17 protein-coding genes and 1 pseudogene are annotated in these 23,329 nt (G+C 63.6%); 4 read left to right on the forward strand and 14 right to left on the reverse strand.

Annotated features, from left to right (window positions below):
- Positions 1–9: 9 nt before the first annotated feature.
- From MTX19_RS09220 to MTX19_RS09265, 10 genes are all read right to left on the reverse strand, one after another.
- Positions 10–1,557 (reverse strand): gamma-glutamyltransferase family protein, encoded by a 1,548-nt coding sequence (locus MTX19_RS09220; protein WP_280986125.1) that lies wholly within the window; start codon positions 1,555–1,557, stop codon positions 10–12.
- A 298-nt stretch (positions 1,558–1,855) separates the two neighbouring features.
- Complete coding sequence (locus MTX19_RS09225) at positions 1,856–2,392, reverse strand: DUF1097 domain-containing protein (protein WP_280983342.1); 537 nt, start codon at positions 2,390–2,392, stop codon at positions 1,856–1,858.
- A gap of 57 nt (positions 2,393–2,449) precedes the next feature.
- Entirely contained in the window at positions 2,450–3,715 is a 1,266-nt protein-coding gene (locus MTX19_RS09230) for an amidohydrolase family protein (RefSeq protein WP_280983343.1), read from the reverse strand.
- Between the two features lie 372 nt (positions 3,716–4,087).
- On the reverse strand, positions 4,088–4,711 hold the full coding sequence (locus MTX19_RS09235; RefSeq protein WP_280983344.1) for a response regulator transcription factor: 624 nt from the start codon (positions 4,709–4,711) through the stop codon (positions 4,088–4,090).
- A complete protein-coding gene (locus tag MTX19_RS09240; RefSeq protein WP_280983345.1) occupies positions 4,708–5,778 on the reverse strand; it encodes a PAS domain-containing protein in 1,071 nt (356 codons plus the stop codon). The genes MTX19_RS09235 and MTX19_RS09240 overlap by 4 nt, the downstream gene beginning before the upstream one ends.
- A 210-nt stretch (positions 5,779–5,988) precedes the next feature.
- The gene (lon, locus tag MTX19_RS09245; protein WP_280985935.1) at positions 5,989–8,382 is read right to left on the reverse strand and encodes an endopeptidase La; all 2,394 of its coding nucleotides are present in this window, start codon (positions 8,380–8,382) and stop codon (positions 5,989–5,991) included.
- Positions 8,383–8,392: 10 nt separating this feature from the next.
- Positions 8,393–8,800, reverse strand: coding sequence for an Hsp20/alpha crystallin family protein (locus MTX19_RS09250; RefSeq protein WP_280976165.1), 408 nt, complete (start codon positions 8,798–8,800; stop codon positions 8,393–8,395).
- 213 nt (positions 8,801–9,013) lie between these two features.
- The gene (locus MTX19_RS09255; RefSeq protein WP_280976166.1) at positions 9,014–9,775 is read right to left on the reverse strand and encodes a slipin family protein; all 762 of its coding nucleotides are present in this window, start codon (positions 9,773–9,775) and stop codon (positions 9,014–9,016) included.
- The gene (locus MTX19_RS09260; protein WP_280986126.1) at positions 9,772–11,166 is read right to left on the reverse strand and encodes a nodulation protein NfeD; all 1,395 of its coding nucleotides are present in this window, start codon (positions 11,164–11,166) and stop codon (positions 9,772–9,774) included. Before MTX19_RS09260 ends, MTX19_RS09255 begins: the two co-directional genes overlap by 4 nt.
- Before the next feature lie 118 nt (positions 11,167–11,284).
- Positions 11,285–11,512: a hypothetical protein gene (locus MTX19_RS09265; protein ID WP_280983346.1), complete on the reverse strand. Its 228-nt coding sequence runs from the start codon at positions 11,510–11,512 to the stop codon at positions 11,285–11,287.
- A gap of 301 nt (positions 11,513–11,813) precedes the next feature.
- On the opposite strand from MTX19_RS09265, the pseudogene MTX19_RS09270 reads away from it, so the two are divergent.
- Positions 11,814–11,924 (forward strand): annotated as a pseudogene (locus MTX19_RS09270) (winged helix-turn-helix domain-containing protein); the annotation flags it as partial.
- 111 nt (positions 11,925–12,035) lie between these two features.
- The gene (locus MTX19_RS09275) at positions 12,036–12,302 is read left to right on the forward strand and encodes a DUF6496 domain-containing protein (protein ID WP_280983347.1); all 267 of its coding nucleotides are present in this window, start codon (positions 12,036–12,038) and stop codon (positions 12,300–12,302) included.
- Between the two features lie 150 nt (positions 12,303–12,452).
- Here MTX19_RS09275 and MTX19_RS09280 read toward each other — a convergent pair whose 3' ends face one another.
- Positions 12,453–13,331 (reverse strand): Ku protein, encoded by an 879-nt coding sequence (locus tag MTX19_RS09280; protein ID WP_280985936.1) that lies wholly within the window; start codon positions 13,329–13,331, stop codon positions 12,453–12,455.
- A gap of 60 nt (positions 13,332–13,391) precedes the next feature.
- On the opposite strand from MTX19_RS09280, the gene ligD reads away from it, so the two are divergent.
- Both ligD and MTX19_RS09290 read left to right on the forward strand, forming a co-directional pair.
- Positions 13,392–16,049 carry a DNA ligase D gene (ligD, locus tag MTX19_RS09285; RefSeq protein ID WP_280984741.1) on the forward strand — a complete coding sequence of 886 codons (2,658 nt, stop codon included), beginning with the start codon at positions 13,392–13,394 and terminating at the stop codon, positions 16,047–16,049.
- A gap of 332 nt (positions 16,050–16,381) precedes the next feature.
- Positions 16,382–16,693: a polyhydroxyalkanoic acid system family protein gene (locus MTX19_RS09290; RefSeq protein ID WP_280983348.1), complete on the forward strand. Its 312-nt coding sequence runs from the start codon at positions 16,382–16,384 to the stop codon at positions 16,691–16,693.
- 18 nt (positions 16,694–16,711) lie between these two features.
- Here the strand turns inward: MTX19_RS09290 and treY are convergent, their stop codons facing one another.
- The 3 genes from treY to glgX are packed head-to-tail and all read right to left on the reverse strand — an operon-like array spanning position 16,712 to position 23,326.
- Entirely contained in the window at positions 16,712–19,498 is a 2,787-nt protein-coding gene (gene treY / locus MTX19_RS09295) for a malto-oligosyltrehalose synthase (RefSeq protein WP_280983349.1), read from the reverse strand.
- Between the two features lie 4 nt (positions 19,499–19,502).
- Complete coding sequence (gene treZ, locus MTX19_RS09300; RefSeq protein WP_280983350.1) at positions 19,503–21,257, reverse strand: malto-oligosyltrehalose trehalohydrolase; 1,755 nt, start codon at positions 21,255–21,257, stop codon at positions 19,503–19,505.
- Positions 21,254–23,326, reverse strand: coding sequence for a glycogen debranching protein GlgX (gene glgX / locus MTX19_RS09305; RefSeq protein WP_280983351.1), 2,073 nt, complete (start codon positions 23,324–23,326; stop codon positions 21,254–21,256). Before glgX ends, treZ begins: the two co-directional genes overlap by 4 nt.
- Between the last annotated feature and the right edge of the window lie 3 nt (positions 23,327–23,329).

The raw sequence follows: 23,329 nt of genomic DNA on the forward strand, positions 1-23,329 counted from the left end.
GCTATCCGCCTAAGGGCCCATGGCGCAACCGTCGCCACGCGGATCGTGTGCGCCTTTGATCACGCCGTCGTCATGTATCACGATGGCTCCAGCTTGGCCGGCCAGCGGGCTCAGCGCGGGAATTGCCGCAATGCTGTGGCCACGTCTGGCCAAATCATCGACCGTCGCGTCGTTCACGCTAGCCTCGAGCTTGAGGCTGTCGCGTTGGTCCGAGAATGTCTTGCCAAGCAAGAAACGTGGGCGCGACAGCGCTTCGCATGGATCGAGGCGATAATCCAAAAGACGGGTGAGCAGCACCGCCAACGTTTGCGGCTGCCCGTCGGCTCCTTGCGTGCCGCAAAGAACGTGTGGCGCGTCCCCCTTCAGCACCATGCTTGGATTGAGTGTATAGAATGGGCGCTTCCCGGTGCGAACAACGTTCGGGCTGTGTGGATCGAGGCTGAAGGCGGCGCCCCGGTTCTGCCAGAGGATGCCGGTATCTCCGACAACGATCCCGCTGCCCCAGTCGTAATAAGTGCTTTGCAGAACACTGACGCTGTGCCCGAATCGGTCGGTGACCGCAAAGTAGACCGTGTCGCCGGTCCTGAACGGATGCGGCCAATTCATCGCGCGGTCCAGTTTGATCGATTGGGCCTTGCGCGCGAGGTGACCGGGAGCCAGCCACTGGTCAAGAGGTTGTGCAACAAAATTCGGATCCGCAATGCGAGTGCGGTCCAGGAAGGACTGCTTCACGGCTTCCACACATAGGTGGTAGTAATCCGTACTGCCTTCAGGAATGTTGCTCAGGTCGAATTCGCGCAAGATCCCCATGATCCCGAGGGTCGAAATGCCCTGCGTTGGCGGCGGCGGGGCGAGCAATGTGAGGCCCCGGTAGTCGAGGCTGACCGGCTGCTCAAGCGTGGACCTAGTGTTGCGAAGATCGATCGCAGTCACCGGGGAGCCTGCCGCCTCCAGTCCTTTCGCAATCCTTGCGGCAAGTTCTCCTTCGTAAAATTCTCGCGCCCCGTGTCGAGCAATCGCCTTAAGACTGCGCGCCAGATTCGGCTGAGCGAACATTTCGCCCTCCCTGGGCCGACGCCCATTCGGCATAAACGTCGTACGGAAGTTCGGCCAACAGTCCACCTCCGTCTTTCGGTAATCCAGCCAGTACAGCTGTGAGGCGGTGATCGGAAAGCCGTTTTCGGCGTAGCCGATCGCTGCATCCAGCAGAGACGAGAAGCCGAGCTGCCCACCCCAATGTGCCCTCGAATAAGCGTGGGCCTTTTCCCAGCTATCGACGGCACCTGCCGAGACGATCGTAGAGCCCGGACCGCGGAAAGGAATCGCATCCTGGAAGTTCGGCAGATGCTCCACGGCCTGGCCGAGCCCCATAAGGACATTCTTGCGACCGCTGCGGTCGGCGATGATCCAGATGGCATCGCCGCCAATCCCGCAGAAATGCGGACAGGTGACCGTGATCACGGCTCCGACGGCGATCGCCGCCTCCATAGCGTTTCCGCCGTCACGCAGCACCTTTAGACCCGCTTCGGTGGCCAGCGTGTGCGGGCTTGTCACCATGCCTTCGGTCGAGTGGGCTTGTGTCAGTGACCCAAGTCCTGCCTCGGCTGCACGATCAGATCGGCCGGCGACATTGCCGCCCGACCTTTCATCGACATGGAGATTCATCGTGTCCTTTCGGTTCATTTGCAAAAAAGGAGACCGACGCTCTCGGGATCATGATGCGATTTCATGGAATCGCATCATGACTTCATCCCTTTGTCTGAGCAGGATCTCCGCACAAACGCTTCGTGCTTGTCGGGAGCGAAGACCAGTTTTCACTTTGCGCCAACGCGGCCCGACGGGTTCGGATCAGACTCTAGGAGGCGATCTCAGGTAGGCGCCGATCTGCGGTCTCGGTATGTTGGTGGTGAGCTCCAAGGTGCGCCGTGAGCCAAGCATAGATCGGTCCCAGCAGGTTCATCAAGAGTGAGGCCGCCAGTGCGGCGAGCGGATCGCCTGGTACCGGTCCAAATCCCCCAAACACGGTTGCGAAGTACGATGCGAACCCGAAGAACATTCCCGGGACGAAGCTGAGCGCAGGAATGCGTCCGAGCAACATCATTGTGCCGTTGAATACGAATAAGATGGCGCACTCGGCGAGGATCTGGGCATTCCCCGTCAAGTGCTGCGCAGAGAACTTGAAGCAAACAACAATGATGTAGGCGAAAATGCCCCCGATAATCATGGTGGGCCAGAACTTCTTCAGCAAGCCGATGGAAGGCCCGCCGGCCGCGAATGTTCCCGCCCATGTGATGAAGATTGCCCACGGTGGGAAATGGAAAGAGGTCATGCTGATGAAGATCGTTGTGACGGCCAGAAGTGATGCAACAACTTCCGCAGGCAGCTTTGTCATGGGGTTTCCTCGCTTGATGCTTTTGCTTGTTCTTCTGCTTCCGCTACGGTCCGCTCATCACGGATGAGCATGGCCGCATTCTCTGCAGATTCGACTCTCGTGCCGGGTGATCACCGTGACGCGCCCGCGCTTGAGAACCCACGAGCGTGGCGGAATGTCCAGCAACACGTCCGCGAAAGCGAACGTATCGAGAATGACGATGTCCGCCGGTTTGCCCACCGCCAGACCATACTGATCAGACAGTCCCACCGCACGTGCGGCGTTCGAGGTGCCCATCTTGATAACCTCGAGCTGATTCTCGGGAGTGCCAAACTGGATAAGGTGGGCCAGCAGATTTCCGATCTGAAGCGGATCGGCCTTGCCGAAAGGTGTGAAGGCATTGCGGATATTGTTGGACGAATAGGCCACGTTGACGCCGGCTGCATGCAGCGCCCGCACCGGGGTCAGGCCACGACGTGGCCGCGCATCGTCCTTGCGGCCGCCGAGATAGGTATCCGTAGCGGGCAGTGTGACAACGGTAATGTCCGCTTCCCGCAGCAGATCAATCACCGGCTTCGCATGTTCAGGCGTCAGCGCACCGAGGCTCGTCATGTGGCCTAATGCGACCCGACCTCGATAATTCGTATCGATAGTCTTTCGAGCAATGTACTCGGCCGCAGCGAAGCGCTTGTCATCGGTGTCGTCGGCAAAGTCGGCATGCATGTCTATGTCGAGATCGTGCTTCAAGGCCAAATCGAACACCTTGTCGATATGTGCGCACGTATCGTTCCAGCTCAGTTCGTTATAGGGGCAGCCGCCGACCACGTCGGCACCCATCGCCACCGCCTGCTCCATGAGTTCGATCACGCCCGCGGTCTTCAGCAGGCCCTCCTGCGGAAATGCGACGATTTGCAGATCGAGCAGATCCTTGTACTCGTCCTTCAGTTCCAGGGCGGTCTCGACTCCGATAAGTCCCTGGATCGGGTCGACGTCCGGATGCGCGCGAACGAAGACCGTTCCGTTGCGAACCGCCATGTCCAGGACCTTGCGCGATCGCTCCAGCACGTCACGGCGCTCTTGCTTCGCCTTTAGGATTCCGGTGACCCTGATCGCTTCTTCCAAGGTCCCGGAGCGAGCGGGCAGTCGGCGATGAACGAATGCCTTTTCGAGGTGCAGGTGCGGCTCGATGAAGCCAGGCAGGGCCACGCGGCCCTGTGCATCGATCTCCTCTTCGCCTGCCTTGTCGAGGTTCTCCTCAATCGCCGCAATTCGTCCTCCGCGAATTCCGATGTCCATGAGGGGCTGTTCGTCGCTAAGCCGAACTTGGCGAACGACCATATCCATCAATGTTTCCTCCTTGGCTTCGTCGGAGCTTTGGTTTTTGTTTCTCCGACACGAATGAATTTCGGAAAAGGATTCCGAGCATCTCCGTCAAAAGTCGAGTGCGGCCGCAAATCCGGCGGCCCAGACTTGAGTGGAGATTGTGAAGCCTAAAGCATAAAGTATCGCCGGATAATCAGTGACTTCCTAAGAGGCGGCTAGGAATAATCCTAGAATGCCGCTGTGTGAAATACCTGCCGGCGCGCAGGAAGGCGGGAATGCCGCGTGAGAAGGCGCGGCTGCATGATGATGCTTGGAGGTTCGCAACCTCGATCGATCATTCCGCCGGCCGCTGATCGGAATACGGCGACCTGGCGAGACGGAATGCGGAGCGGGTCACTCGACGAGTTGATTTCGGAGCGCGTAGTGAACCAGGTCGACAACCGTTGCAGCTCCCATCTTTTCCATCAGGTTCGCCTTGTGGGTGCTCACGGTCTTGATGCTCAGATTGAGCCTGCGGGCAATGTCAGTGATCCTGCGTCCGAGAACGAGCATATCGAACACCTCGCGTTCGCGCTTCGTCAATCGGATATGCGGGAATGCTGCGGCAGGCGAGTGCCGCGTGGCTTCTCGCGTCGCCGCGCTGACAAACATTTCGTCCCGCGCTGCGGTCCGAATGGCCTGGATCAGCTGAAGACTTGCGCTATTCTTGGTGACGTATCCCACGGCGCCTGCCTTCAGCGACTCGATGACGTACTGATGCTCCTCATGCATGCTGAGGACGACGATACGAATCTCGCGATGCCTTGCCTTGAGGAGCTGAAGAAGCGGAATCCCGCTAAGTCCAGGCATGGAAAGGTCCAGCAGCACGATTTCGCACGGTGTCGTTTCCAGGAGTCCCAGCAGTTCGTCGCCGCTTCGCGCCTCGCCGACAATGTCCATATCTGCTTGGTCCGCGAGGATCTGCTTCAGTCCCTCGCGGAAGATGGTGTGGTCGTCGGTGATGATGAGGCGCGTCATCGTCGAGTTCTAACTTCTTCGGGCGCGTCGAGCGGAATGCGAACCGAGACGCGCGTTCCGCCGTGTGTAGCACCGGAAACGTCGATCGATCCTCCGAGGGAGAAGGCGCGCTCGCGCATGCCCACGAGGCCTAGTCCGTCCCGCGGCAATATCACGTTGTCGATGCCACAACCATCATCGACGATCTCGAGCTGAAGCTCATTCGCGACGTGCCGTGCGCTTATGCCAACCTGCCTGGCGTGCCCATGGCGCAGCGCGTTCGTAAGAGACTCCTGGACGATGCGGAACACGCCCGTGCTCACATCCTTGCTGTAGGCGATGTCCTCTCGATCAAAGGATAGGGAGACATCAAGTCCGCTCATCTCGGCGGAGTTTTGGGTCAACCATTTGATGGCAGAGACGAGGCCGAGTTCGTCCAGCATGATTGGCCTCAGGTCGGCCGCGATGCGTCGAAGGTTCGTCACCGAATGATCTGCAACGGACACCAGGCGATCGATGTGGAGGCGTAGGACGTCTGGCGACGAGGACAGATGGTCCCGGATCCAGGTCAAATGGATCTTCATCGCCGTGAGTGTTTGCCCTAGCTCGTCGTGCAGTTCCCGTGAGATTCTCGCGCGCTCCTCCTCCCGAACTGACTGAAGGTAGGAGGAGAGCTCGCGCAACTGCGACCTGGAACGAAGAAGCTCGTCTTCTGCCGCTCTTCGCTCGGTGATGTCGCGAGATATGCCAACGGTTCCGACAATGCGCCCAGCTTCATTGCGGATGGGCGCTTTAATGGTCTCGAACCAACGCGGTTGGCCATTGCTGTCGGGACGGGATTCCTCGTAGCGCCGACGCCTGCCGCTTTTCAGGACGGCGCGATCGGTGCGTAGATAGATATTGGCGATCTCAGGCGCCCAAATTGCGGACGGGGTATTTCCGATGACCTCGTGTTCGGGTAAGCCGATGACCTTCAGATACGCCGAGTTGACGGCAAGATAGCGCGACTTGCGATCCTTCAGCCATGCCATGTCTGGAATATTGTCGAGCAGCGCTCTTTGGCGGTCTTGCTGTCCATCGTCGGTCATCGTCGAAGACTATCAACTTCGCGGTACCTGCATAGTGGAAAATCGTCCGCTGGTGCGCGAGCGAGGTGTGGCAATTTCTTCGCAAGTGCGAAACGGATAGAGAGATGATCAACCTCCATCTCGTTGTCCTGACCCGGCCATCGAACACGGAAATCATGTCCGCAAAAGCGCGACCGTCGCGGGTGCTTCAAACAACCAGGTGTTGGACCATTATTCCGCGGCCGCGGGCGTCGTCTTGGCGGTCTCCAGTGCGGCGGCGATCGCGTCGTCGACGCGCTCGAGCCAGATGAATTCCAGCTTGGCTCGCGCGCTCGCCGGAATGTCGTCGAAGTCGCGCTTGTTGCGCGCCGGCAGCATCACGCGGGTCAGGCCGGCCGCGGCGGCGGCGACGACCTTCTCCTTGATGCCGCCGACCGGAAGCACAAGCCCGCGCAGCGAGATCTCGCCGGTCATCGCGGTGTCGCTGCGGACGGTGCGATCCGTGAGCAGCGAGGTCAGCGCGGTGAACATTGCAACGCCCGCGCTCGGGCCGTCCTTCGGCGTCGCGCCCGCCGGCACGTGGACGTGGATGTCGCTCTTCTCGAAGGCACCAGCATCGATCCCGAGCTGCGAGGCCCGGCTCTTCACCAGCGTGAGCGCGGCCTGCACGCTCTCGCGCATCACCTCGCCGAGCTGGCCGGTGAGGATCAGCGAGCCTCGGCCCGGCGTGCGCGACGCCTCGATGAACAGGATGTCGCCGCCGACAGGTGTCCAGGCGAGCCCGGTCGCGACGCCCGGAATGCTGGTGCGCATCGCGATCTCGTTCTCGAACCGCGGCTGGCCGAGCAGCGGCACGATGTCCTTCGGGGCGATGGTGACGTGGCTTGTGCTGCCTTCGGCGATCTGCACCGCGACGTTGCGCAGCACCTTGCCGATCTCGCGCTCCAGATTGCGCACGCCGGCCTCGCGCGTGTAGCTGCGGATGATCAGCCTGAGCGCGTCGGCCTCGATCTCGGCCTGCTCGGCCTTCAGGCCGTTGGCCTCGAGCTGGCGGCGGACCAGATAGCGCTTCGCGATCTCGAGCTTCTCCTCCTCGGTATATCCCGCAAGGCTGATGAGCTCCATGCGGTCGAGCAGCGGCCCCGGGACGCCGTCGAGCATGTTAGCGGTCGCGATGAAGACGACGCGCGAGAGATCGAACGGCACGCCGAGATAATTGTCGCGGAACGTCGAGTTCTGCTCGGGGTCGAGCACTTCGAGCATCGCCGCCGAGGGGTCGCCCTGGATGCCGCGGCCCATCTTGTCGATCTCGTCGAGCATCATCACGCAATTGCGCGCGCCGGCCTTCTTGATCGCCTGGATGATGTTGCCCGGCAGCGCGCCGATATAGGTGCGACGGTGGCCGCGGATCTCCGCCTCGTCATGCACGCCGCCGAGGCTGACGCGGACGAACGGCCGCGCCATCGCGCGCGCGATCGACTGTCCGAGCGAGGTCTTGCCGACGCCGGGCGGCCCGACGAAGCAGAGGATCGGGGCCTTGCCGCTGGGTGCCAGCTTGCGCACCGCCAGATACTCGATGATGCGGCTCTTGATCTTCTCGAGGCCGTAGTGATCAGCGTCGAGGATACGCCGCGCTTCGGCAATGTCGATCGGCTTCTCGTCCGGAAGGCTCCAGGGCAAATCGATCAGCCAGTCGAGGTAGCTGCGGACCATGCCGGATTCGGCCGCGGCCTCCGGCATCCGTTCATAGCGGCGCAGCTCCTTCTGCGCCTGACCTTCGGCCTCCGGCGGCATCTTGGCCGCGGCGATCGCCTTGGTCAGCTCGGCGACCTCGGCCGCCTTGCCGTCGCCTTCGCCGAGCTGCCGCTGAATGGTCGCCATCTGTTCGCGCAGGATCGCCTCGCGTTGCCGCTCGTCGAAGGCGGCCTTGGTCTTCTGCCCGATCTCCTGGCTGAGCCGCAGCACCTCGATGCGCTCGGCGAGATGACGTGACACCTTGTCCATCCGAGCCGCGAGGTCGATCGTCTCGAGGATGTCCTGCCTCTCCTGCGGCTTGATGTCCATGTAGGAGGTCGCAAGATCGGCCAGCGTCGCCGGCGAGCTCGTGCCCTGTAGCGCAGCGATCAATTCCGGCGGCACCTGCGGCAAGAGCTGCGCGGCCTCGAGCGCCTGCCGCTGCAGATTGAGGAAGCGCGCCTCGATCTCCGGGGACGTCGTGGTGGGCTCCGGAATCTGGAGCACGCGCGCGGCCAGGAACGGCGTTCCCGGCAGGTAGTCGAGCACACGCATGCGCTGCACACCCTGGCAGACCAGATGGTGGGTCTCATCGGGGCCGGTGATATAGCGCACGATATTGGCGACGGTGCCGATGCGGTACAGATCGTCGGGGCCGGGATCGTCCACCTCAGCGTCGCGCTGCAGCAGGATGCCGATCTGGCGCTGTTCGCGGACGGCCTGCTGGGCCGCAGCAATCGATTTCGCCCGCCCGATCGTAATCGGGACAATGACGTTCGGAAACAGCACGGTGTTGCGTGCCGGGACGATGATGAGGGCATCGCCCGGAATCGGCGTCGTACGTTCGGACGACGAGACCGGCGTCGAGCTTGATGCGTCGGAAGCAGCCATGCCGAACTCCTTAGCTCGATTTTCCAAGCCGCAGCCCGACACAACCATGCGCGGCGAAGCGGCTGATGGTGTAGCGGCCGGTCGGTAGCTGAATGCGGCGCTCGAACCGGCCTTGCGGCAGCTCGAGGCGCAGGATGCGCGCATTGCGCAGTTCCGGGGGCAAGGTGCGGCGTCCGCTGATCACAAGCGTTCCGCCATCGAGCGCCGCCTCGACGTCGTCGGGGTCGACCCCCGGCAGCGCGACCAGGATCAGGATTTCATCGTCCGTTTCGATCACGTCGGTCGGCGGTTCCCAGCTCGGCTCGCGATTTTCCGTGAGCGGGTGGATGGTCAGGAATCGCTGGTGCAGGCGCTCGGCGCGGGCGAGCGTCTCGATCGCATCCGACAGCATCCAGTTGATAGGATCCTTGGGCCGCATGGGCAGCTCTCCATGTCGCATTGGGACACAAGGTTACCGATGTTGTTGCCGACCGTAAACCGGCTCCAGTGCGGGTCAACTGAGGGGACCCCTCACGATGTCCCGATCTGCAGCATGCCTATCAGGCCCCGGGCGCGGCTCGCCCTTTATGCCGGGCATATTCGGCATCGCTGTGGGTCCGGGATCGGCCTGGCGCGCCAAGCATCAGCAGGGTCAGGTTGCCTCGCTTCGTCGTGTGAGGTGATCGAGCAGGTTCATCGGCAGCGGGAACACCACGGTCGATGAGCGCTCGCCCGCGATGTCGTGCAGCGCCGCGAAATAGCGCAGCTGCATCGCCTGCGGCTCCTGGGCGAGCATCCGGCCGGCCTCGACGAGCTTCTCGGCGGCCTGCTGCTCGCCCATCGCGTTGATCACCTTGGCGCGCCGCAACCGTTCCGCCTCGGCCTGTTTGGCAATCGCCCGCACCATCGTTTCGTTGATGTCGACATCCTTGATCTCGATCGAGGTGACCTTGATCCCCCAGACGTCGGTCTGCTTGTCGAGGATCTCCTGGATGTCGGCGTTCAGCTTGTCGCGCTCCGCGAGCATCTCGTCGAGATCGTGCTTGCCGAGCACCGAGCGCAGCGTGGTCTGCGCGAGCTGGCTGGTCGCCGCCATGTAGTCGCCGACCTTGATGATGGCGCGCTCCGCGTCGACGATGCGGAAGTAGAGCACGGCGTTGACCTTGACAGAGACGTTGTCGCGCGAAATCACGTCCTGCGGCGGCACGACTTGCACCATCACCCTGAGATCGACCTTCACGAGTTGCTGCACGACCGGAATCAGGATGATGAGCCCCGGGCCCTTCACACCCGTGAAGCGGCCGAGCGTGAAGATGACGCCGCGCTCGTATTCGCGCAGGATGCGAACCGCCTGCGAGAGAAATATGATGATTAGCAGCGCGATTGCAGCGTAGGTGAGATAATCGAGCATCATGTTGTACCTCCTTCGCCGGTGGCGGCCGGCGCGCGCCGAACCACCAGCGTCAAGCCAACGATGTTGGCCACTTCGACCATCTCTCCGGACTTGAACGTCTCTGTGCCGCGCGCCTGCCAGCGTTCACCGTTGGTGAAGACGTGACCCGTCGTCTCCGACCAGTCGAGCACCTCGGCCGGCAGTCCGCGCATGGCTTGCGCGCCGAGCCGGACAGGACCCTTGCGCGCCCGGCGGAGTGCGCCGAGCACGACCACAATCAGGCCGACCAACATCGCCGCGACAATGCCGATGACCGACCATGACAACCGGTATCCGGGCGCCTCGATCCTGAACAGCATGGCCGCGCCCAACACAAAAGCGATCACGCCTCCGATGCCGATCACGACGGTCGGGTTGAAGGCCTCGAAGGCCAGGAGCGCGATCCCGACCAGCATCAGGGCGAAGCCGGCATAATTGATCGGCAACATGTTGAGGGCGTAGAGGCCGAGCAGCAGGCAGATCGTCCCGACAACCCCCGGCGCCACGGCGCCGGGGGACATGAATTCGAAGATCAGGCCGTAAATGCCGACCATCAGGAGAACGAATGCGACGTTGGGGTCGGTAATGATCGCCAGCGACTTCGCAAGCCAGCCGGGATCGATGGCTTCGATCACGGCGTCCTTCGTCGCCAAATGTTGCACCTTGCCGCCAGCGACCTCCACCGCCCGACCATCGACCTGCTTCAGCAGGTCGGCCTGGTCTTGCGCGATGAGATCGATGACCTTGGCTTGCAAGGCGCCCTTGGCGGAGAGGGTGGCGGCCTCACGGACCGCCTTCTCGGCCCAATCGGCATTGCGGCCGCGCAATTCGGCCAGGCTGCGGATGAAGGCGACGGCATCGTTCGTCACCTTCATCGTCATGGTGTCCGTCTCGGACGGGTGGTCGCTGCCCTTCTTGTCCTTGTCGCCCTTCTCCGGGGTGCCGCTCGGCAGGCCCGGTATCGGACTGCCGAGCTGGACCGGCGTCGCGGCGCCGATATTGGTGCCGGGCGCCATGGCTGCGATATGCGTTGCGTAGAGAATATAGGTCCCGGCGCTTGCCGCATGAGCTCCGGAGGGGGCGACGTAGCCGATGACAGGAACGGGCGAGGCGAGCACGTCGGTGATGATCTCGCGCATGCTGCTGCTGAGACCGCCGGGCGTATTCATTCGCAGAATGATGACCTCGGCGCGCCGTTCGGCCGCCTTGGCCAAGGCGTCCTTCACGTAGCTGGCGGTCGCCGGCCCGATCGCGCCATCGATCGAAATGGTCAGGGCAAGGCGGCTGCTATCCTCCGCCGCACCGGGGCGGATCGAGAGAACCAGAGCGACAAGCACAGTCGCCGCAACGAGGGCCGCCCTTACGGTCTGCACGGCAAGCACTCCCTTGCCGAGCATATGGGGGTCCGTTCCGCAACCTCAATATGGGTACGGGATCGCAGGCGACGTACGCTCAGGTCATTGTGCGTTGCGATGGCTCACGCCGCAGCCTTCACTGCGCTCCGGCCAGATATTCATCGGCGAAGCCAGCCGTCGCCTGGGCGATCTCGTCGATCCCGCCCTGGTCGTTGAAGGGCGTCGGGAGATCGGGAGCGTAACCAGTGAGCCATTCGGTCGCATGCGGTGGCGAGTCATCGCTGGATCGGCGACGCGGCTTGCGGGCAGGTTGGTTGTCTGCCGGTGCGCGGCCGATGAAGACGACGGTGGGAGCTGCGCTCACGAGGGAGGTTTGACGAGTTTCACGTCATTCCTTGTCCAAGTGACCTCAAGTTCAGGTCACGCGTTCAATGTCGCGAGGGCCGGATATGAGATCGAGCGCGAATGAGGGCCGACTTCACAGGAGGGGCATAGGAGTGCGCAGGTGATTTCAGAGGTGCTGGACGATGCCGGTGCCGAGCGCGCACAGCGCGACGTAGGCGGTCATTTCATCCCAGTGATTGAGGTTGGCCGCGAACGGCTCTAGGGGAGCGCGCGCGATGATCTTCGATTACTCGCTTGTCGGCGTCGTGTCGATCGGTCTGCTGCGCGTCTATGTGTGCCAGCTGCGCCAGAAGATCGAGGCTGATCCCGAGCGTCCGCAATTCGTGTTGACCGAGACCGGCATCGGCTATCGGCTGCGCGCGGCGGATTAGTACCCTGCCTCATGCGGAGCCGATCAGTACGCTACCGCCTCTCGCGACAACATACAGCTTCGGAACTTTCGTAGCCGGCGAGGATTGTTTTCTCTCACCGGGAGAAGAACTATGGCAAGAAAGTATTCGAGGAAGACATCGAGCGACGTTCGACGCGCGATGAAGAAGCGCAGGGCCGGAACGCTGCGCAGCGGTCGCTCCAAGAAGAAGGTGAAGAGCCGCAAGCAGGCGATCGCCATCGGCCTGTCGGAGGCGCGGGCCAAGGGCAGGAAGGTACCGAAGAAGAGGTTGGCCAAGAAGCGGAAGACGACGAAGAAGCGCAAGAGCTCGAAGAAGCGGAAGACGACGAAGAAGCGCAAGTCCGCCAAGAAGCGGTAGGGCGCGCAAAATCCACCCACCCGTCATTGCGAGCGAAGGCGGAAGCAATCCACCTCTCCGCATACGCGGAAAGATGAATTGCTTCCGCCTTCGCCGATGCTTCGCGGACAAGTTGTCGCTTCGCTCCTCGCAATGACGATAGGTGAAAGCTCACCCCGCCTTGCGTGACCGCGCGCTCGACCGATGGGACTTCTTGGCGGCGCGGCGATGCGAGGTCGGCCGACGCGCCGTCGAGCGCCGTGCGCCGCCCCGGCCCTTGAGGCTCTGCTTCAACGCATCCATCAGGTTTACGACGTTGCTCGACTTTTCCTCGCGCTCGGCGGTCTTGATCGACTTGCCGGAGGCCTTGCGGCGGACCAGCGCCTTCAGCGCGGTCTCATACTCGTCCTTGAATTTCGATGGATCGAAGTGCGCGGCCTTGCTGTCGAGGATGTGGCCGGCAAGCTCGATCATGTCCTTTGTCACCTTCGGGCTCTTGATGTCGTCGAAATAATCGTCCGCGTCGCGGACCTCGTAGGGGTAACGCAGCGTGGTGCCGAGCAGGCCCTTGTCGAGCGGCTCGATCGCAATCATGTGCTCGCGGTTGGTCAGGACGATGCGGGCCAGCGCGACGCGATCCTGGTCCTTCATGGCGTCGCGGATCACCGCGAATGCATCGGCGCCGGCCTTGCCGTCGGGCCGGATGTAATAGGGGTGATCGAGATAGCGCTTGTCGATCTCGCCCTCGGGCACGAAGCTGTCGATGTCGATGGTGTGGTTGCTCTCGATCTGCACGGCCTCGAGCTCGTCCGTGTCGATCTCGACATATTTGCCCTTGCTGATCTCGTAGCCGCGGCCTTTCTGGTCGCCATCGACGACATCGCCGGTCTCGGCGTCGACCATCTGCTGCCTCAGCCGGTTGCCGGTCTCCTTGTTGATCATGTGGAAGCGGGTCTTCTCGACTGCGGTCGAGGCCGGATAGAGCGCCACGGGACATGACACCAGCGAGAGCTTGAGCGTGCCTTTCCAGTAGGCGCGGGGAGCGGCCATGATCGTCTCCAAACAGCTTGAGTTTGGAACTTGAACGGATACCGTTGGTTTTGGTTCCTGATGGCCGCGAAGGGCGGTGGTCGTCGCTTGCGCAGAGGCCCGCACGTGTCGCCGAGAAATCTGTCCACCTATCGCAAGAAGCGCGACTTCGAGAAGACCAGTGAGCCGTCGGGCGATGTCCGGGTCGCGCCGGCGAAGCGGCGGCGTTTTGTCATCCAGAAGCACGATGCGACCCGTCTGCACTATGATTTCCGGCTCGAGTTCGACGGGGTCTTCAAATCCTGGGCGGTGACGCGCGGCCCCTCGCTCGATCCGCACGACAAGCGGTTGGCGGTGGAGGTGGAGGATCATCCGCTCGATTACGGTGATTTCGAAGGCACCATCCCGGAAGGCCAGTACGGCGGCGGCACGGTGCAGCTCTGGGACCGCGGCTATTGGGAGTCTGACGATCCCGAGCGCGGCTTCAAGAAGGGTGACCTGAAATTCACGCTCGACGGCGAGAGGCTGCATGGCAGCTGGGTGCTGGTGCGGATGAAGAGCGATCGCTACGGCGGCAAGCGCACCAACTGGCTGTTGATCAAGCATCGGGACGAATACGCCGTGGATGGCGACGGGGCTGGCATCCTCGAGGACGACCACTCGGTCGCCTCCGGCCGGTCGATGGCGCAGATCGCAGCCGGCAAGGGGCGGGCGCCAAAGCCGTTCATGCTGGCCAAGGGCAACGGCAAGGCCAAGGCCGACGCGGTCTGGCACTCCAATCGCGGCGAGGTCGCCGAGGCGCGGGCTCGAACCAAGGCGCCGCCGAAGGCCCGGCTTGAGGCGCAGCCGAAGCAGGTGTCGGCGATGCCGGATTTCGTCGCGCCGCAACTCTGTGCGGCGGTCGAAACTCCGCCCGGCGGTGCGGGCTGGTGCCATGAAATCAAGTTCGACGGCTACCGGGTGCAGCTCCGCGTCGAGGATGGCGAGGCCGTGCTGAAGACCCGCAAGGGGCTGGACTGGACCGAGAAGTTCGGCGCGATCGCGAAGGAGGCCGGCAAGCTGCCCGACGCCCTGATCGACGGCGAGATCGTCGCGCTCGACCGGGACGGTACGCCGCACTTCTCGACGCTGCAGGCAGCGCTGTCGGACGGCAAGACGGACAAGCTGATCTTCTATGCATTCGACCTGCTGTTTGCCGGCAAGGAGGATCTTCGCCGGTTGCCGTTGAGCGAGCGCAAGGCGCGGCTGAAGCAGTTGCTCGAGGCGCGCAAGGGCAAGGAAAAGCTGATCCGCTATGTCGAGCACTTCGAGGAGGATGGCGAAACCGTGCTGGACTCGGCGCGAAAGCTCGGGCTGGAGGGGATCGTCTCCAAGAAGCTTGCGGCGTCCTATCGGTCCGGCCGGTCCGACGACTGGACAAAGGCGAAGGTTCGTGCCGGCCACGAGGTGGTGATCGGCGGCTGGAAGACCACCAACGGCAAATTCCGCTCGTTGATGGCGGGCGTCTATCGCGGCGATCATCTGGCCTTTGTCGGCATTGTCGGCACTGGCTTTGGACAGGACACCGTTCGTCGCATCATGCCGGCGCTTAAAGCGGCAGCGTCCGACAAGAGCCCGTTCGGCGGCGAGGATGCGCCGAACAAGACCCGCGACGTGCATTGGCTGAAGCCGGAGCTGGTTGCCGAGATCGAGTTTGCCGGCTGGACTGAGGGCGGCAATATCCGGCAGGCCGCGTTCAAGGGTCTGCGTCAGGACAAACCGGCGCGTGAGGTGGAGGCCGAGCGGCCCGCCGTGACGAAAGTGGTGAAGCCGATGGCCAAGGGTGCGGGGAAGTCATCCGCCGAGGTGATGGGCGTCGTCATCTCCCATCCGGACAAGGCGCTGTGGCCCAACGCCGGCGACGATGAGGCGGTGACGAAACTCGATCTCGCCAGGTATTTCGAGGCCGTCGGCGAATGGATGATCGGCTATCTCAAGGGCCGGCCTTGCTCGATCGTGCGGGGGCCGGATGGTATCAAGGGCGAGACATTCTTTCAGCGGCATGCGATGGCCGGCACCTCGAAGCTCCTGAAGCTCGCCAAGGTTTCCGGCGACCGCAAACCCTATCTGCAGATCGATCAGGTCGAGGGACTGGCTGCGGTCGCGCAGCTTGGTGGGCTCGAGCTGCATCCCTGGAATTGCGCGCCCGATGCATACGACACGCCGGGCCGGCTGGTGTTCGATCTCGATCCGGCTCCCGATGTTGAATTCAGCGAGTTGATCGACGCCGCCAAGGAGATGCGGAAGCGCCTCTCCGCGGTCGGCCTCGAAAGCTTCTGCAAGACCACCGGCGGCAAGGGCCTGCACGTCGTGACGCCGCTGCTTCACGGTGCGAAAGACAAGGTGACGTGGAAGGAGGCCAAGACCTTTGCGCAAGGCATCTGCCAGTGGATGGCGCAGGATGATTCCGAGCGCTATTTGCTCAACATGTCAAAGGCCAAGCGCACGGGAAAGATCTTCCTCGATTATCTGCGCAACGATCGCCTGTCGACGGCGGTCGCGGTGCTGTCGCCGCGTGCACGCGAGGGCGCCACCGTCTCGATGCCGCTGACCTGGACGCAGGTGCGTGGCGATCTCGATCCGAAGAAATATACGATACGAACCGTGCCGGCGCTGCTCGCCAAGACCAAGGCCTGGGACGGCTACGACGATGCGGCGGCGTCGATCAAGGCGGCGATCAAGAAGCTGGCGGTGCGGTAGACCACGCTGGGGAGGCACGGCACCGTCAGCCGTCATGCCCCGCGGAGGCGGGGCATCCAGTACGCCGCGGGGGTTCGGTCCTGCACTGACGTCTCTGGAATACTGTCATCGCCCGCTTTCGCGGGTGATGACAGTCGTTGGTGCCGATGGAACAATGCGCCCGACCGCTACAAGTGAGATCCGGATTCCTCCTTAGATCGCGGGCTCATTTGCCTGTGCGTTGCTCCTTGAGCAAACAATCGGACTCGCGAAGGGGCGTGATATGATGCTTGAACCTTCCATTTGCGAGGAACGGAATTACATCAACGAAAACGGTGGAGGAGAGCTTTGCGATGTCGGCGCCGCTTATCGTTTCAATTCCGCACAATCTCGGTCGTGACGAGGCCATGCGTCGCCTGAAGACGGGCCTGTCGCGTGCGGCGGCGAGCGTGCCGGTGTTGAGCGTCGAGGAAGAGCGTTGGGACGACAACCGGATGACTTTCCGGGTGCGCGCGCTCGGTCAGGTTGCTGCCGGATACCTCGACGTCGAGGATGCGCATGTGCGGCTGGAGGTGACGTTGCCGTGGCTGCTGCAGCGCTTCGCCGAGGCCGCGCAGGTCGCCATCCAGAAGCGCGGACAGCTGCTGTTGACCAAGCGAAGCTAGCTCCCGGCTGCTACGCTTCTAGGAGTGGCTCCCCGCGTGCGCTCGCTTCGACGCTCGCTTCGCTCTGGTTGCGACCTTCGCTTTCAGCACCGCGACAGGCAGGTGACCGAACAGTGCAGAGAGCGGAAGCTTGTCCCTGCCAAGTTCGGTCGCAAGTCCGGCGGTATCGATTGTGCCGTCGAAAGAGTCTGGGCGCGGCCATGCCCGCCCGCCCTGCGTGAACGGGGCGAACCACCGACCGACGGCGACGACGACCGCATCGCGACCGTGGCGCCGCGCGAATGCGATGACATGATCGCAATGCGGACCACTTACCGCGAGCGGCTCGTAGTCGCCGTTCGTGAAGACGTCAGGCATCTCGTTCCGCAGCCGCAGCAAGTGACGTGTCCATGCCAGCTTGAGGCGGCCGTCGCGCCAGCTCTGCGCCAGTGCGTCCCAATCGGACCGTTCCACCGTCGCGAGCGTCTTCGCGCGCCTGGCAAAGTCGACCGGACGGCGGTTGTCGGGATCGACCAGCGATAGGTCCCACGTTTCCGTGCCCTGATAGAAATCCGGCACACCAGGCATCGTCGCCTTCAGCGTGATCTGACCGAGCGAGTTCAGCGCGCCGATCAGCGCGGTGCGTTGCGCCAGCGTATCAAGAGCATCGAGGAATTCAGGGGAAAGCTTGCGATCGAGGATCCGGTCGATGAAGGTCGTGACGCCGGCCTCGTAGGATTCGTGCGGATTGAGCCAGCTCGTCTCCTGCTTGCCCTCGCGCGCCGCCTTCAGCGCATAGGCCTGGATGCGCGCGACAAGCGACGCGTCGTCCGGATCCCAGGCGCCGAGCAGAGCCTGATACAGCATATATTCGAACGTCGCCGATGGGGCGCGCATGTCGCCGTCGAGCACAAGATGCGGCGCGTTCAGCACCTTCCAGCGCGCCACCGCGCTGGTCCATTCGCCCGGAATTTCGGCGAGCGCTATGATCCGCGCGCGTGCGTCCTCGCCGCGCTTGGTGTCGTGGGTCGCGGTCGCCGTCATTCCGTGCGGCAGCTCATGAGCGCGGGCCTTCATCATGTCGTGGAAGCGCTCGGCGGAGAGCACGCTCGCTGCCGGATCGCCGCCGACCTCGTTGAGCGCGAGCAAGCGGTGGTAGCGGTAGAAGGTCGTGTCCTCCAGCGACTTCGCCATCATCGGCCCGGTGAATTGCTGCACCTTCAGCGCGAAGCGGCGGACCCGCGGTGCGCCATGCGGCGGCCGGCCGGGCTTGAGCAGGTCCATGGTCAGCGCATCGCGCAAGAAGTCGAAGATGCCTTCGTCGGCGGCGAACCAGTCGGCACGGGCGCGCGCGATCGCGGCGCTGATCAGCGCGCGGTCGTGCGCCGTCGGGCCGGCACCGGCGAGATAAGTGCGATAGACCGGGAAATGCAGCACGTAGAGCTCAAGCGCCTGCCGCAGGCTGTCGGCTGAAAAGTCGCGGGTCGAATAGTGACCGCTGGCAATGCGCGCCAGCAGCCGCGCGAGCACCGTGAATTCACTGGTTAGCAGCGTCTCGAGCACGCGCTGCTTGGCCTCGCGCAGTACCGGGGTCAGGTTCGGCGACTGGTTGCTGATCTGGCGCCAGATCTCGCTGAGCGGATCAAGCCCGCTACCTTCGACCAGAACCCGGCTGATCGCGTTCATCCACTCGTAACCGGTGGTGCCGTGGACGGCGCTGAATTTCGGCAGCTTCTCGCCCTCGCCGAGAATTTTCTCGACCACCATGTAGAACGGCCTTGCCTTGGCGCCTTGCGCGGAGCGGATCAGGCGGCGCAGCCGCTGGAAATATTGCGCGGGATCGCGCAGGCCGTCGATATGGTCGAGCCGCAGGCCCTGCAGCCGGTCCTCCGCGATCAGCCGCCTCACCAGGCTGTGGCTCGCCTCGAAGGTGTCGGCATCCTCGACCCTGAGGCCCGCCAGCGTGTTGACGTCGAAGAAGCGGCGGTAATTGATGTCGCTGGAGGCGAGCCGCCAGTGACCGAGCCGGTAGTGCTGGCGTTCCATCAGCCGATGCAGCGCCAGCGTCTGGGTGGGGCCGTCGCCGGCGCGATAGGCGGCAAGGCCGCGCGTAATGATCTCGGCGCCGCCGTCGACCGCGCGCAGCTCCGCCTTGAAGGCCGGAGCCTCGGCGCGATTGGGATGACGCAGCCCCCTGTAGCGTGCCGCGAGAGCGAGCATGGCCCGCCCGGCCGCGCTGTCCTCGGCTGCGGTTTCCCTGACAATGGTCCGCAACACATCGCCATAGCGGTCCGGCGCGATCGGCAGCCGGTGCTCAAAATACCACGCCGAGAAGCTGCCCTCGCGCTCGTCATAGCGCAGCTCGATCTCGCCGCGCTCCAGCGCCTGCCCGTAGGATGAGCCGAGGATCGGCAGCAACACGCCGCCGCGCGCGCGAAAGGGCAGCTGGTCCCAGTCGATGTCGAAAGAGACCGCGTGCGGCGACAGCGGACCCCATTCCAGCACGTCGAGCCACCATGGATTGTCGGCGAAATGCACGCCGACATGGTTCGGCACGAAGTCGAGGATCAGGCCGAGACCGTTCTGCTTCAGCGCGTCGCTCAGCCGGGCAAAACCCTCCTCACCGCCGAGCTCCGGATTGAATTTGGTGTGGTCGACGACGTCATAGCCGTGCGTCGACCCCTTGCGTGCCTTCATGAAGGGCGACGCATAGAGGTGGCTGATGCCGAGCGCCTTCAGATACGGCACGACGTTCGCGGCGGCATCGAAATTGAAATCGGCGGTGAGCTGCAGGCGGTATGTCGCGATCGGGATCGCCGGAGGCATTGTGCTATCCGATGTGCCAGCGCACCGACCACGGCGCGATGCGGTCCGACGATGCATGACCCCAGATCAGGCGTCCCGTCGGCTGAACCGCGCTTGCGATCTCCCGGTCCGACAGGTTGACCGCAAGCTGCAGGGTGCTCCCATCGCCCATCGTCCAATGTGCGGTCAGCAGATCGCCCGTGATGCGAGCATCGCCGAAGCGAGCGGCCGCGAGCCGCGGCGCGATCTCGCGGCGGCGGACGGCGAGCAGGTCGCGCACCAGTGCCAGCCGCGCGCGGCCCGGGCTGTGGTCGAGGGCCGTCCAGTCAAGCACGGCCGATCGCAGGGTGTCGTCGGCGAGCGGATCTGGAATGTCGTCGCCATATTTCGCGTAGGCCCAGGCGAACTCCTTGCGCCGGCCCTTGCGAACCGCGTTGGCCAGATCGCCCTTGAAATCGCAGAAGAACGGAAACGGTGACGTCGCGCCCCATTCCTCGCCCATGAACAGCATCGGCGTCGTTGGCGCGATCAGCGTGACCGCCAGCGCGGCCGCGACCGCTTCCGGCTTTGCGACGCTCACGAGACGATCGCCCAGCGGCCGGTTGCCGATCTGGTCGTGGTTCTGCAGGAAGTTGATGAAGCAGGTCGGCGACAGCGCGCCGCTCGGCTCGCCGCGGGCCTTGCCGCCCCAGAAGGTCGAGACCTCGCCCTGATAGACATAGCCGGAGGCCAGCGCACGCGCCAGATCCTGCTTCGGCGCGCGCCGATAGTCGCCGTAATAGCCCTGCGTTTCGCCGGTCAGGATCACGTGCCAGGCGTGGTGATAATCGTCGTTCCACTGTCCGCGGTACTTGCCGCGCGGCGGGTCCTCCGTGGCGTCCAGCAGGCTTGCGATGTTATCGCCGTTTTCGAGCACGAGGTTGATATGCCGTCCGGTCTCCGCGGCGAGGCGTCCTGCCGCGTCGCTGAGATCGTGCAGGACGGAGACTTCGCCGGCTTCCACAATGGTGTTGACGGCATCGAGCCGCAGCCCGTCGAAGCGATAGTCGCGCAGCCAGTTCAATGCGTTGCCGATCGCGAAGGCGCGCACTTCGGGTACGCGATAATCGATCGCGCTGCCCCATGGCGTGTGTGCATCGCTGAAGAATGAGGGTGCATAGCGGCCGAGGTAATTCCCCTCGGGCCCGAAGTGATTGTAGACCACGTCGAGCATCACCATCAGGCCGCGCAGATGCGCCTCGTCAATCAGCGTCTTCAGGTCGTCGGTGCGTCCATAGGCGCTGTCGGGGGCGTACCACAACACGCCATCATAGCCCCAGTTGCGGCGGCCTGCGAAATCCGCGAGCGGCATCAATTCCAGCGTGGTGATGCCGGTCGCGACAAGATGATCGAGCTTGTCGATCATGGCACGATAGGTGCCCTCGGGCGTGAAGGTGCCGACATGAGCCTCGAGAATGACGGCTTCATGCCAGGGCCGCCCGCGCCATCCCGTCGCGCGCCATTTGAAGGCCGCGTGATCGATCACCTCGCTCGGGCCGAACACGTCATCCGGCTGGAACGCGGAGGCCGGATCGGGGACGTCGACCTCGTCATCGATGCGAAATTTGTAGCGCGTGCCGACCCCTGCGCCCGGTATCTCGGCGACGTACCAGCCGCCTGCGTCACGTGTGAGCGCATGGGGCTTCTCGAGCAGGAGGTCGACGCGCTTTGCCGCCGGCGCCCACAGCCGAAAGCGCGCGCCGTCGGATGTCAGCTGCGGACCGAAATGCTGCGCATTCATGCGACCCCCGCAAACGCGAGCACCGAGCGTGGCGGCGCCTTGGTGTCGGCGCCGCCGGCGAATTGCTCGGGCATCTGCACCGTCTCGGTTGTGTTCAGAACCTGCTCCCAGGCTCTGATGTCTTTCATAACCGGCATTTTGAAGAGGATCTCCTCGGGGGCGGCATTCAGCACGATAAAGATCGGCGCCTGTCCTGGTTCCATCGGCCCGAGCACATAGGAGAGGAAGCGGCCTTCGGGGAATTTCCAGTCGGACTCCTTCATATCTTCCGATGCGGGCGTCAGCCACAGCACGCCGTAGCTGCCGTCGGTGCGGCGGCCGTCGAGCCAGCGCTGGCAGCGGATCTGCCTGAAGCGGCGGCGTAGCCCGGTCAGATGCGCGATGAAGCCGGTGAAGTCGTCCTCGCTGCCGAGATTCACCCAGCCGATCCAGCCGGTCTCGTTGTCCTGGCAATAGGCGTTGTTGTTGCCGGCTTGCGTGTTCGCGACCTCGTCGCCGGCCAGGATCAGCGGCGTGCCCTGCGCGAGCAGCAGGCAGGCTAGCGCATTCTTCCTGAGCTGGCGGCGCAGCGCGTTGATCTTGGGATCGTCGGTCGGGCCCTCATGGCCGCAATTGTTGCTGTGATTGTCGTTCGAGCCGTCGCGATTATCCTCGCCGTTGGCTTCGTTGTGCTTCTCGTTGTAGCTGAACAGGTCGGCGAGCGTGAAGCCGTCATGCACGGTGATGTGGTTGACGCTGGCGCGGGTCGCGCGGTTATCGTGGTGAAACAGGTCCGAGGAGGCGGTCATGCGGCTCGAGATATCGCCGATCAGACTGCCTTCGCCGCTCCAGTAGCGTCGCATCGCGCTGCGATAGCGATCGTTCCATTCCGACCATTGCGACGGAAACGCGCCGACCTGGTAGCCGCCGAGGCCGAGATCCCAGGGCTCGGCGACGAGCTTCACGGTCGCCAGCACCGGGTCCTGGCGCACCGCGGTCAGGAACGGGTGCCCGCGGTCGAAACCGTTCGGCCCGCGCGCCAGCGTGGTGGCGAGGTCGAAGCGAAAGCCGTCGACATGGCAGACCTCGACCCAGTAGCGCAGCGAGTCCATCACCATCTGCATCACGCGCGGATGGGTGAGGTTGACTGAGCTGCCGCAGCCGGTGAAGTCATCGTAGTAGCGCGGGTTCTCGCGGTTCAGCCAGTAATAGGAGGCGTTGTCGATGCCGCGGAAGCACAGCGTCGGGCCCATATGGTTGCCCTCGGCAGTGTGGTTGTAGACGACGTCGAGCAGCACCTCGATGCCGGCGTCGTGCAGCCGTGCCACCGTGGTGCGGAAGGAGTCGAGCGCATTGTCCTGCGCGTAGCGCGCCTCTGGCGCGAAGAAGGCGATTGTGTTGTAGCCCCAGTAATTCGCCAGCTTCTTCTCGATCAGGATGCGGTCGTCGATCAGTCCGTGGATCGGCAACAGCTCGATCGTGGTGACGCCGAGCCGCTTGAGGTGGTCGATCATCGCGGGCGACGATAGCCCTCCATAGGTGCCGCGCAGGCCCGGCGGCACGTCCTCGCGCCTCTGCGTCAAGCCCTTGACGTGGGCTTCATAGATGATGGTGTCTTCCCAGGGAATCTGCGGCCGGATCTCGCGGCGGCCCCAGTTGAAGGTCTCGTCGACCACCACCGCCTTCGGCATGCCGCGGGCGTTGTCGCGCCGGTCGAAGGAAAGGTCCTCGCGCGCGCTGCCGGTGCGGTAGGCGAAGTGCGCGTCGCTCCACACCAGCCGCCCGGCGAGCCGCTTGGCATAGGGATCGAGCAGCAGCTTGTTGGGATTGAAGCGGTGGCCGCGCTCCGGCGCGTAGGGCCCGTAGACACGATAGCCGTAGAGCTGGCCCGGCGAGACATCGTTGAGATAGCCGTGCCAGACGTCCTCGGTGCGCTCCGGCAGTTCGATCCGCTCGAGCTCGCGGCGGCCCTGACCGTCGAACAGGCACAGCTCCACCTTCTCCGCATTGGCGGAGAACAGCGCAAAATTGGTGCCCCTGCCGTCCCAGCTTGCACCAAGCCGCGAGGACGTCCCCTCGGTCAGTCGCATGGA

Source organism: Bradyrhizobium sp. ISRA464, from assembly GCF_029910095.1.
Taxonomy (GTDB): domain Bacteria; phylum Pseudomonadota; class Alphaproteobacteria; order Rhizobiales; family Xanthobacteraceae; genus Bradyrhizobium.